The 12,589-nt window shown below is 35.4% G+C and carries 8 protein-coding genes and 1 pseudogene; 6 read left to right on the top strand and 3 right to left on the bottom strand.

Annotated elements, in window-relative coordinates:
* The first annotated feature begins 493 nt into the window (after positions 1-493).
* Entirely contained in the window at positions 494-3,895 is a 3,402-nt protein-coding gene (locus IQ228_RS10240) for a helicase-related protein (protein ID WP_193962792.1), read from the top strand.
* A 1,180-nt stretch (positions 3,896-5,075) separates the two neighbouring features.
* On the opposite strand, the gene IQ228_RS10245 is transcribed toward IQ228_RS10240, so the two are convergent.
* The gene (locus tag IQ228_RS10245) at positions 5,076-5,960 is read right to left on the bottom strand and encodes a GUN4 domain-containing protein (RefSeq protein ID WP_193962793.1); all 885 of its coding nucleotides are present in this window, start codon (positions 5,958-5,960) and stop codon (positions 5,076-5,078) included.
* Between the two features lie 14 nt (positions 5,961-5,974).
* Here IQ228_RS10245 and IQ228_RS10250 point away from each other — a divergent pair, with 14 nt between their 5' ends.
* From IQ228_RS10250 to IQ228_RS10270, 5 genes are all read left to right on the top strand, one after another.
* The gene (locus IQ228_RS10250) at positions 5,975-7,594 is read left to right on the top strand and encodes an RluA family pseudouridine synthase (protein WP_193962794.1); all 1,620 of its coding nucleotides are present in this window, start codon (positions 5,975-5,977) and stop codon (positions 7,592-7,594) included.
* Between the two features lie 119 nt (positions 7,595-7,713).
* Complete coding sequence (locus IQ228_RS10255; RefSeq protein ID WP_027400730.1) at positions 7,714-8,304, top strand: TetR/AcrR family transcriptional regulator; 591 nt, start codon at positions 7,714-7,716, stop codon at positions 8,302-8,304.
* Between the two features lie 50 nt (positions 8,305-8,354).
* Positions 8,355-9,641: an ABC exporter membrane fusion protein gene (locus IQ228_RS10260; protein WP_193962795.1), complete on the top strand. Its 1,287-nt coding sequence runs from the start codon at positions 8,355-8,357 to the stop codon at positions 9,639-9,641.
* Positions 9,642-9,673: 32 nt separating this feature from the next.
* Positions 9,674-10,855, top strand: coding sequence for an ABC transporter permease DevC (devC, locus tag IQ228_RS10265; RefSeq protein WP_193962796.1), 1,182 nt, complete (start codon positions 9,674-9,676; stop codon positions 10,853-10,855).
* Positions 10,856-10,893: 38 nt separating this feature from the next.
* Positions 10,894-11,643: a DevA family ABC transporter ATP-binding protein gene (locus tag IQ228_RS10270; protein ID WP_193962797.1), complete on the top strand. Its 750-nt coding sequence runs from the start codon at positions 10,894-10,896 to the stop codon at positions 11,641-11,643.
* Between the two features lie 80 nt (positions 11,644-11,723).
* Here IQ228_RS10270 and IQ228_RS10275 read toward each other — a convergent pair whose 3' ends face one another.
* Both IQ228_RS10275 and IQ228_RS10280 read right to left on the bottom strand, forming a co-directional pair.
* On the bottom strand, positions 11,724-12,275 hold the full coding sequence (locus tag IQ228_RS10275; protein WP_193962798.1) for a hypothetical protein: 552 nt from the start codon (positions 12,273-12,275) through the stop codon (positions 11,724-11,726).
* A pseudogene (locus IQ228_RS10280) lies at positions 12,275-12,589 on the bottom strand (ATP-binding protein); the annotation flags it as partial. The gene IQ228_RS10275 and the pseudogene IQ228_RS10280, both read right to left, overlap by 1 nt.

The raw sequence follows: 12,589 nt of genomic DNA on the forward strand, positions 1-12,589 counted from the left end.
TTTTGAGGATGGGGGTTTGTGTTTAATATTTTTTGTCTGAATCAAGATAACCAGGATTAGAGGATGTACAGGATGGGTTTATTTATGAGGATCATGATTGATTAAATTCATGTAATATAATAGAGAGAGTAAACTGACAAAAAATATTTGCCTCTCACAGACAATTAATAAATAACAATCCTGTAAATCCTCAAATCCTGGACATCCTGATTCAGACAATTAAATATTTGCCTCTCACAGACAATTAATAAATAACAATCCTGAAAATCCTGAAAATCCTGGTTATCCTGATTCAGACAATTAAAATGTTATCAACTCACAGACAATTAATAAATAACAATCCTGAAAATCCTAAAATCCTGGTTATCCTGATTCAGACAATTAAAATGTTATCAACTCACAAACAATTAATAAATAACAATCCTGAAAATCCTTAAATCCTATAAATCTTGATTCAGACAATTAAAATGTTAACATTATTTGCTTTAAAAAATTGAAACCCCTACGCGATACCTCTTGGAAAATCAGCTACTCCAGCAACACCCACAATACCATTGCTGACTTCTATATTCCTGCCTTAGAATCTGCCATCCAATATGACAGAAAATCAGGCTTTTTTAGCAGCGCCATTTTGAGTAAAGTAGCGCGGGGTTTAGGGGCAATGCTACATAACCAAGGCAAAATCCGGTTAATGATGGGATGCCAATTTAGTCCCCAAGACTTGCAAGCAATAGAACAAGGATACGCATTACGGGATGCTTTACTAACTCGTTTAGATGCTGATTTAACACCACCAGAAAACTTTGCCCAACTCAAACATTTAGAAATACTCAGTTGGTTAATTCAAAATCAATATCTTGACATCAAAATAGCCATTCCTCTCCAAGAAAATGGACTTCCAGAAGATAGCATACAACAACTAGATCTTCAACATATATTTCATGAAAAAGTCGGCATCTTTACAGATAGCAACGGTGATAAATTAGCATTTAATGGTTCTAATAACGAATCTATTGCCGGTTGGGAGAAAAACGTCGAATCCTTTCACGTTTATTGTTCCTGGGAAGGAGGAAGGGAATTAGATAGAGTAGAAGAAGAGGTTTCCAGATTTGAACAACTGTGGTATAACTTATCCCCTAATGTGCGCGTATTTGAAATTCCCGAAGCAGTGCAACAAAAACTGTTAAATTATGCCCCAACCTCTAAACCTACCTGGAATCCTCAAATTGAATTTGATTCTCGGCCAATAAAAAATGCTGACAGTTCACCGTTAACAGTTGACGGTTCACAGTTCACAGATAACCAACAAAACACAGTCAACAACCAACAGTCAACAGTCAACAGTCAACAGTTAACACTCAACAACCAACAGTCAACAGTCAACAGTCAACAGTTAACACTCATCAACGAACAAGAAAAACAAGCATTTTACCAACTAGCGAATATTCATCAACATCCTGGATGTTTAGACTTTTGTTTAAAATCAATTCCCATAAAACCCTGGCCACACCAAATTAAAATATTGCGTCGGGTAGCAGAAACCTTTCCTAAAAGTTTTCTTATTGCTGACGAAGTTGGATTAGGTAAAACCATTGAAACAGGATTAATTTTACGTTATCTCTTGTTAGCTAAAAAAGCCAAACGGGTACTCATCCTTTCCCCTGCAAGTGTCCAACCCCAATGGCAAGAAGAATTAAGAGAAAAATTCAATTTACATTTTTGGAGTTACAATCAAAATTTGTTCACAGTTCACAGTTCACTATTAACTGAAAAATACCGTCAACAGTCAACAGTCAGCAGTCAGCAGTCAACAATTAACAATCCTTGGAATAGCCAAGATTTAATTCTCGCTTCTTCCCATTTAGTGCGGAGAAAAGAAAGAATGCAGGAATTACTAGCAGCAGAACCTTGGGATTTAGTCATATTAGATGAAGCACATCACGCTAGAAGAAAAAGCCCTCAAAATCGCAAAGAAACACCCAATCGGTTATTAGAATTAATGCAGCAATTAAAGGATAAAACTCAAGCCTTAATTCTGCTTTCTGCTACTCCCATGCAAATTGATGCTATAGAAGTTTTTGATTTATTAAATTTACTAGGAATGCAAGGACATTGGAGTTATGGAGATAACTTCTGTAATTATTTTGAATCATTACCAAGTAGTGTAAAACCAGAAATCCTGAACTTTTGGCAAGTCATGTCTAATGACTATTTTCAACAAGGAGGAAAACCTTGTTCTCGGTTACAGCAATTTTTAAACCAACAAGATAGAAATATTGCTTATAAAATGCAGGATTTATGGGAACGAGGTAGGAAAATCTCTAATCATAAACAATTATTAGCAGATGAAGATTTTATTAATACTTCCCGACAATATTTAACAGTTAATACCCCTTTAAAAGATTTGATGTTTCGTCATACCCGCGATACATTGAGACAATATTATCAACGCGGATTATTAGCCCAAGATATTCCTAGTAGAATTGTGCAAGATAATGCCATTAGTTTAGAAATTAACCGTGAAGTTCCGCTTTACCAAGCTGTTAGTAATTATGTTCGTCATTTTTACAGACTAGCACAAAAAGATCAGCGTACCTGTCGCGGTTTTTTGATGACTTTGTACAGGAAACGTTTAACCAGTTCATTCTACGCTATCAAAGCATCTTTACAACGGGGTTTAGATTGTTTATTAACTAAACAAGGCAGTTTTATTACAGAAGATGATTATGCCGATATTGATGAAGCTAATGATGCAGTAATTTCGGGAATGGAATCTTTCTTGGAAGAAGTAGATCCACAAGAGATTCAATATTTAGAAGATTTATTACAGCAATTTGAAAATACAGGAGAAGATAGCAAACTTTCCCATTTTATTCAGATTTTACGTCAAGAATTAAGCCAAAGAGAAAGTGCTATTGTCTTTACCCAATACACAGACACAATGGACTATTTACGAGATGCTTTAAAAGAATTATATGGTAGTCAAGTGGCTTGTTATTCTGGACGTGGTGGGGAATTATTAAAAGTTAACAGTTCACGGTTCACAGTTGACAGTCAACAGTCAACAGCCAACAGCCAACAGTCAACAGCCAACAGCCAACAGCCAACAGTCAACAGTCAACAGTCAACAGCCAACAGTCAACAGTCAACAGTCAACAGCCAACCAAGTTGGTGTATTGTTCCCAAGGAAGAAATTAAACGCAAATTTCGCCAGGATGAAATTAAAATTCTGCTTTGTACGGAATCTGCGTCAGAAGGGTTAAACTTGCAAAATTGTGGGGTATTAATCAATTATGATATGCCCTGGAATCCCATGCGTGTGGAACAAAGAATTGGCAGAATTGATAGAATTGGACAAAGGTATGAAACTGTCCGCATTCACAATTTTTATTATGATGGCACTGTAGAAGCAAAAGTTTATAGAAAATTGCGCGATCGCATTAACGCCTTTGCTACAGTTGTTGGTAATCTCCAACCCATTTTAGCTAAAGTTCCCACATTCATTGAACAAGCTGCGATGAGTGCAGATCCAGAAGAAGAGGATGTGTTGATGTCTGAGTTTGACTCAGTATTAGACGCGCCTCTACGTCCAGGAATTGAAGCAATGGTAACAATGGATTTGGATGCTGATTTAGCGGAAATTCAAAAGCCTATTCCAGCTACTCCTTTTACACCAGAAAGCATTGAACATTTATTTACCACATCAACAATTTTAAAATCTGCTGGGGTGATTTTTCAGCCAAAAGACGAAAAAACGTGGCTACTTACCTATAAAAACCGGGAATACATGATTACTTTTTACCCAGATATGTTTGATGAAATACCTTCTCTGAGATTAATGAATTTTGGAGAACCTTTGTTTGCGGAGTTTTTGCAGATGACACAAAACTTATAGATTTATCTGAAGAATAAACCCAATTCCCAGTTTTATACACCTTAAGCAGCTCATTTTTTGGGTTTTAAGGCAATATTTCTGAAAATACCTCAGCTATTATATTACCTTGCTGAACACACCCTACGTAACCGCAAATGTAGAGAATTAAGAAGAGTTGCATCTTCTACAAATCATTAGGTTGATAATATAAAAGTCAGAACTAATTGACGAGAATTTCTACTTCTTGTGTCGTTTTTTAACACAGAAGGTGGGGAGGGTTCTTTCAGTTTTTCGTAGAAATTAAAGGGGTATCTGTTGTGAAAGAATACATGAGTATTTTAGAGGGATTAGTTGACCAGTTGACACTAGCAGCAATTTTAGAGATGCTAGAGTGAATATGCCATAAAAAAGCGGAAAATCTGAGAACTCACTGGAGTCAGTAACCCAGCCCTAAAGGGACTGGGCTTGCAAGAGTAATCAAGCAAGCCGTACTGACCAGACCACCCTGAGTTTACTCTCATGGTAGCCGTTATTTGAGTCACGACACCCCGGAATGCGAAGCTAGTTCCCTGCTCTGTCATTTGCAATTAAACAGTTTTAAGGTCACTGAAACAGTGTTGCAAGTCTAAAAAGCTCTTATAACTGGTCGAAGCTAACATTACCCCAGAAATGGGAGTTGGTTTCCAGGTTCCAATCAAAAATCTGGTTTTAATTTTAATATCCACAGCGGTTAAAACCGCTCGTGTCGTTTCCCTCTCAGGTCTAAAGACGCGCTCGTTTCCCACTTACCGGGTATTCTTATGATGAAGAATCTGCAAAACTGTGGGATAAAGCAGCTAGACAGATAGAAAATATCAATGTTGATATTTAAATGTTACGAAAAAAATTAGTCACAGTTGATGGTTATTTTCAGTTAATGGAAATAACCAACTTTTAATTTTGTGGATAAATAATTACCCCAAAAAGCCAGCGAGTAGTAGTGGTAATAGTATCAAAGCAGACCCAATTAGAACCAGGGTGGCTGGATCAATTTTAATGTGGTTCTTTTGTGGATTACGCATTTAGTGAAGTTCCGAAAAATAGTTATTTTAACACAATCTGAATTCAATAATTATCTGAGTAAAACTAATTTAAAATTTTGAGAACAAACAAAAATATCTGTATTCTTGGTTTGTTCCCTACCCCAAATATAGCATTTATTTTATTTACAATCATTCATGCGAATAAATATCTTGTGATAACAGCCTACTGCTTGTCCAAACCAAAGCCTATCTAAATTTCCCACACAGGCTTTTCCCAAAGACGTTCCTACAGGTTTGGGTAAGTATCCTCTGGGGGTATCTGTGGATAATTGGAAATGAGATTCTATATGGGTTATATTTTCTGGGTTCCATCCTACTTTTTGACGAAATTTCTGATCTATTTGATAATTAAAATTGATTTGACCATTATTTTCTTGTTTCCAAATTTTAGTTTGGACACTAAAACCAAATCTATTTTCACTAGCATTTAACCACAAATTGTCTATATTCTGTAAAGCTTCACAAGGAAAAGTTTCAATAGCTCTGGTACTTAACCAATTATTACTTTCTCTATTAGTAATTTTCAACATTACTGATTGTGTTTCTTTCGCAGCATCTTCCCAATTTTTAGCTTGTAAATATTGATTTAACTGAATATAATCTTCTTGTCTATGCTGAGGATGCCAATAAATCCAATTTTGAACTTGATAGGATGAAAAAAAAGATAAAAATGGCATGAAGCATATTATAATTAATATCAAATATCTAGTTGTATAAGCAATAAATTGATGATTTTTTTGGTAATAGCGTTGATTGTTTGTTAGTATAGCCAGCAAATGGGAAATTTTTTTCATATCCTCATCTACAAATAGATATATGAGGAAAAATGGTAAACACAAAAATACCAAAGTGAGGATAAAATTCCCAACGGGATTATTAATAATTTCTGGTGTGAGAATAATTAGAGGTATTGTAAAATATACTAACGTCCATACCAAAAAAAGCTTGCAAATTAAAACAAGCAACTTCAAGAAAAATTTATTAACTACCAAATATTTGATCATACTCTATATATTTTATGATTTACCTGCATCCGCTTTCAGATTTTATCTCATCTAATTTGATCATTACTTCGGCACAGCCTAACTATTACTATGAAGGAAAATGCCCCCAAACAGGGGAAATACTCAGATTACCCCGTACCCCTTTAGCGGAAGCTATAGCTAATAATCTGATGCAACAACTTGAGCAAAATCATCTTTATTCCCAGGAGGGAAAAATGTATGGTATTTTGTTGGTTGAATTACTCAATGGTGAACAAAGAGTTATTAAAGCATTTTCCGGTTTATTAAATGGTAATAGTATGCTTAAAGGTTGGGTTTCACCAATTCCTGGTAGGGAAGAAGTGGTTTTATTAGAAACTCAGACTTTAGCCAAGTTAGAAGCCATTAAACAAGAAATTATTAGCCTTGAGAAACTTTCAGAAAGAGAAGAATATAAAACTCTATCTGCTGAATATACTCAACAGTTACAGGCTCTTAGTTTACACCATTATCGTAGTAAACTACAACGACAGACACAACGTCAAGAATTTTGGCAAACTCTCACGGATGAATCTCTGAAAATTGCGCTGGAACAATTAGAAACAGAAAGTCGTCTACAAGGAATTGAACGTCGCCATCTTAAACGTCGTCAAAATGAAATTTTACAACCTTTACAGAAAATTATAACATCAGCAGATCAGAAAATTGCCGCACTAAAACAACAGCGTAAACAACTATCCCGACATTTACAAACAGAAATGCACGCTGCTTATAGCTTAACTAATTTTCAAGGACAATCTTTATCTCTACAGCAATTATTACCAGCAGGAACACCAACTGGAACAGGAGAATGTTGCGCTCCTAAATTATTACATTATGCAGCTACTCATCAACTAAAACCTTTAGCAATGGCTGAATTTTGGTGGGGTAATTCTACTGTAGAGGATAAAATACAGGGAGAATTTTATGGTGCTTGTTTGGAAAGATGTCAGCCATTAATGGGATTTTTGCTATCAGGATTAAAGCCAAATCAAGTAGAAATAATTTATGAAGATGAATGGCTAATTGCTGTCAATAAATCATCAGGACTATTATCTGTTCCTGGTCGTTATTTTCATAATCAAGATAGTGTAATTAGTCGTTTACGTTATTTATATAATCAAGAAATAATTGCGGGACATCGTTTAGATCAGGATACTTCGGGAATTCTATTAATTGCTAAAGATGCAGTTACTTATTCTCAAATAAGTAAACAATTCCAAAAAAGACAAGTATCTAAAGTTTATGAAGCTTTGCTTACAGGTTCTCTAGCTATTAATGAAGGTGAAATTAATTTACCTTTGTGGGGAAATCCTGACAATCGCCCTTATCAAGAAGTGAATTTAGCACAGGGTAAACCTAGTTTAACTCGCTTCCGCGTGATGAACAGGGAAGGAAATTATACTCGTGTGGAATTTGTACCCATTACCGGACGTACCCATCAATTACGGGTTCATGCTGCGGATAAGAGAGGACTGGGAATGAGTATTTTGGGGGATAAACTCTATGGTTATCATCAGAATATTGGGAGATTATATCTGCACGCAAGGGAGTTGAGGTTTCAGCATCCTCATGTCAATAAAATCTTGCATTTACAAGTAAAAACACCGTTTTAATTAGGAAATATAATTTGTCAAAAGATATTGACAAATACTTTAGACTTATTTTATTATTTTAATATAACAAACGTTCGATATAAAATCCATGATCCCCCTGGTGAAGAATAAGCCATGTTATGCCAAAAATTGTTAACCACGAACAATACCGCAAAGAGTTACTCAGTAAATGTTTTGATTTATTCGCGGCAAAAGGCTATGCAGCTATTACTATGCGGCAGATTTCTGCGGGGTTAAAGGTTTCCACAGGTACGCTGTATCATTATTTTCCCAACAAACAAGCTTTGTTTGAGCAATTGGTGGAAGAAATTAGTCAGCAGGATGTCATTACAGCTTTAACAGAATTTGGAGGAAAAAAAACCTTATCAGAATTGATGGAAACTTTAGGTCAATACCTTGTTAAAAATGAGGATTATTTAATTAAATGGACCTATTTATGGGTTGATTTTTGCCAACATCAAGACTCAAAAATCATCTTAAATAATAGCACTGTTTTTAAACGGGCTAATCAACGATGTCAGCAGTTAGCCTGTGATTTATTAGGTATTCGAGATGTCGTATTAGCATCTTTTGTTTTGAGTTTTGTGAATGGTGTTGTTTTAGAGAAATTGTGGGGTAATGAGAACATTGATTTTCCTGAACAGTGTAAGCTTTTGGGAAAAATGATTACAGCATATTTACAGCAAAAAGTCCAGGTTGAAATTAAATAATTAACTGGCAGTAAATACCGATAAATTTATTTTGTGGTTAGGTAGTGAAAATGAGTTATAAACTGTCGTTCAAGTCCCCAAGTCCAGGTTTGATTGGTTTAATGGTTGCGGCTACTACGATTCCATTAGGAATTGTTATTTATGGAGTTTCTAGTTTTGGACAATTGGGTAAAACTTCTGTCACAGAATCAAAATTAATTGCTCCTCCTCAAATAGTTACCGCTTTAGGAAGACTAGAACCAGAAACCGAAATAATTAAGTTATCTGCACCTTTAGCATTGGATGGCGATCGCATTGTCGAAGTATTAGTTAAAGAAGGGGATAATGTTAAATTAGGACAAGTAATTGCTATCTTACAAACCCGTGATCTCTTAAAAAATGCTGTTATTCAAAGCACGAAACAAGTCGAAGTTGCTCAAGCTAAACTTGCACAAATTAAAGCTGGAGCTAAATTAGGAGAAATTCAAGAACAGTCGGCAATTGTTGAACGAATTAAAGCACAATATACAGGAGACAGACAAGCCCAAGAGGAAAATATTGCTCGCATATCAGCCCAATGGGAAGGTGATAGAATTGCCCAAACAGCAACTATTAATAAAGTAACCGCAGAACTTAAAAATGCAGAGTCAGAATATAAACGCTATGAAAAATTATTTTCTGAAGGGGCAATTTCTAGTTCTGTAATTGATAGTAAACGTTTAAATGTGGAAACGGCTAAACAGACATTAAGTGAGTCCCAAGCTATTCTCAACCGGATTAACACTACAGCTAATAAACAATTAGCCGAAGCTAAGGTTGCCCTTAATCGCATTAATACTACTAGCAATAAACAAATTAGTGAAACTCAAGCTAAACTCAATAGTATTGCCGAAGTTCGTCCTGTAGATGTGCAGTTAGCGCAAACAGAAATTGAGAGTGCGATCGCCAATCTCAACCGGGCAAAAACCGAACTAGAAGCAGCTTATATTCGCGCCCCTATGGCGGGACAAATTATCAAAATTCATACCCGTGTCGGTGAAAAAATTGATAAAGAAGGGATTGCTGACTTTGCCCAAACTAACAAAATGATGGCAGTAGCAGAAGTTTATCAAACCGATATTAGTAAAGTCAAATTAGGACAAAAAGCCATCATTACCAGTCAAGGATTTCCAGGAAAATTACAAGGTACAGTCCAGCAAATTGGCTTACAAGTCAACCGTCAAAATGTTTTTAGTGATCAACCAGGAGAAAATTTAGATAGTCGCATAGTCGAAGTGAAAATTCGCCTGACTCCTGAAGACAGTAAAAAAGTTTCTAGCTTAACTAACTTACAAGTACAAACAGCAATTAAATTGTAATTCTTTCCAACAAGAAGCTAAAAATAAAAGCAATGATTAATAAAATGTTTCGGAAAACGCCCCTAGCTTGGCGACAGTTAATGAAGGAAAAAACGCGGCTAGTGGTTGCAGTGGCGGGAATTACTTTCGCGGATATGTTGATATTTATTCAGATGGGTTTTGAAAGTGCATTATTTGATGCTGCTATTCAACCTCATCGCAATTTACAAGCAGATTTAGTATTAATAAATCCTCAATTTCAAACCCTATTTTCAGTCAAAAGCTTTTCTAGAGAAAGACTTTATCAAGCATTAAGTTATAACGGTGTAAAATCAGTTAGTTCTATTTACATTAGTACAGGACAATGGCGCAATCCTCAAACTAAAATGGATCGATCTATTTTAGTTTGGGGTGTAGATCCGGCTACACCTGGTTTAAAGTTTCCTGAACTTCAAGCCAAAAAAGATAATCTTAAACAATTGAATCAAGTTATATTTGATGAAGCCAGTCGTCCAGAATATGGAGAGATTGGCAAGATTTTCCGAGAAACTGGGAAATTTAACGCCGAATTAAGCGGAAAGAATGTCAGTGTTAAGGGTTTATTTCAAAATGGTGCTTCTTTTGCTGCGGATGGAAATGTAGTAGTTAGTGATTCTACTTTTTTGCAGTTATTTTCTACTCGCAAAGCTGATCAAATTGAAGTTGGATTAATTACTCTTCAACCCGGTGCTGATATTGAAAAAGTCAAAGCACAACTGCAAATAGGACTAAATCCAGATCCTCAAAATCCCTTTGTTGAAGTTGGTACTCCCGAAACATTTGCCCAAAAGGAAAAAACTTATTGGGCTACTGGTACAGGGATTGGTTTCATTTTTAGTTTGGGTGTAATAGTCGGTTTTATTGTTGGTATTGTCATCGTTTATCAAGTTCTTTATTCCGACGTTTCCGATCATTTACCAGAATATGCCACTCTTAAAGCAATGGGTTATACCGATAATTATCTCTTGCGAGTTTTATTACAAGAAGCATTATTCTTAGCTGCATTGGGTTATCTACCTGCATTTTTCCTATCTTTTGGATTATATCAAGTCACCTTTGCCGCAACTCTTTTACCAATAGCTATGAAGGTAGATCGGGCAATTAATGTTTTTATCTTAACGGTAATTATGTGTACTGTTTCTGGCACAATAGCGATGCGAAAACTCCGTTCTGCTGATCCGGCAGATATTTTTTAACCTAACAATTTTTATATCTCACGCCAAGGTAAGGAACTATGTCATTGGAAGTTACAACTATTCCTTCTGAAGTTATTTCTAGTTCAGAAACAGTTATTTCTGTTAGTAATCTCAATCATTATTTTGGTAAAGGCACGCTACAAAAACAAGTATTATTTGACATTAATTTAGAGATTAATGCGGGTGAAATTGTTATTATGACTGGTCCTTCGGGTTCAGGTAAAACTACCCTATTATCATTAATGGGGGGTTTGCGTTCTTCCCAAAATGGCAGTTTACAAATATTAGGACAGGAAATGTCCGGTGCAAAAAAATCACAATTAACTAAATTGCGTCGCCAAATTGGTTATATTTTTCAAGCACATAATTTGATGAGTTTTTTAACAGCCAAAGAAAATGTCCGAATGTCTTTGGAGTTACATGAAAATCACCTCAATGGCGATATTAATGCTACAGCTACAGCAATGTTAGATCACGTCGGTTTAGGAGAACATATTAATTACTATCCAGAAAATTTATCAGGTGGACAAAAACAACGGGTAGCTATAGCCCGCGCTTTAGTCAGTCATCCCAAAATAGTCTTAGCAGATGAACCGACAGCTTCATTAGATAAACAATCGGGACGTGATGTGGTGGAATTAATGCAAATGTTAGCAAAAGAACAAAATTGCACCATCTTATTAGTCACCCATGATCACCGGATTCTGGATATAGCTGATCGGATTATTTACATGGAAGATGGACAATTAAAAAGTGATGGTGTAGATATGGGAGTCAAAGTAAATTAACACTTATTTATGATGAATAATAACACAGCCTCCATTTCAATATTGAAGCAATAAATTCGCAGAAAATGAGAATTGATAACTTATCCAATTAATGGTAAAATCCTTTGCAATTCTCCACAAGCAGCTTTTAAAGAAGGTGGTGCATTCTCATCTAAATTACCTTGAGAACACTGGTTGACTAATTGCTCAATATAGGGTTTACAATCTGATTGCTTTTTAGATTTTGTATATTCTGTTTCTTCATCAATATTTTCACCCTCTAAATAATGTATCCAAGTTTCGATATTTCGTTTGGGAACAAAAACTGCTATAGCTTCATTAGGTTGACGACTTGCATGAGAATTTTCTACCAGTGCATTATCTAATTGCTTTAGTCTTTTTTCTACTGTTTTTTTATCTGCATCAATTAAAACAATGAGCATTCCCGAACGTTTATTTTTCTGTCTACGATACTCTACAACTTCTTTTGCATATTTTTCTCTGACAAACTGCTCACCTGCACCTTTAGGACAAATTTCAGTGCGGAAATTTCTATCTAAGGTAAAACCACGCTTTTGCAAAAAATGAATAGCAAAAACTTCTTGTTGTTTATCCTCACACAAAATTACAATCTGCACTCTCCGCTGGCTCATTATAACCATCCCCGCGCAATCAGTTCTGAAATCTTTAACCCTGAATCATCAGCTTCTTCATTACTGATTTTTCTTACTCGTGCAGGTGCATTACTTTGACGTTCAAACCAATAACCAATTGGTGACGCTAAAAGATAATTAATACATTCGGGATGATGTGAAATTAGTAAGGCTTGTAACTTTCCTCCATCACAAAAATCATATAGCTGTCTTAACCAAGGTTGAATTTCTGGAAGTGCTAAAAAGTTTTCTGGTTCATCAATACAAAGTGTATAATCTTCAGATTTCATGCAGTAAATTAGTGTATATAATAT

The sequence above is a fragment of the Dolichospermum sp. LEGE 00246 genome (genome assembly GCF_015207865.1).
Classification (GTDB): domain Bacteria; phylum Cyanobacteriota; class Cyanobacteriia; order Cyanobacteriales; family Nostocaceae; genus Dolichospermum; species Dolichospermum heterosporum.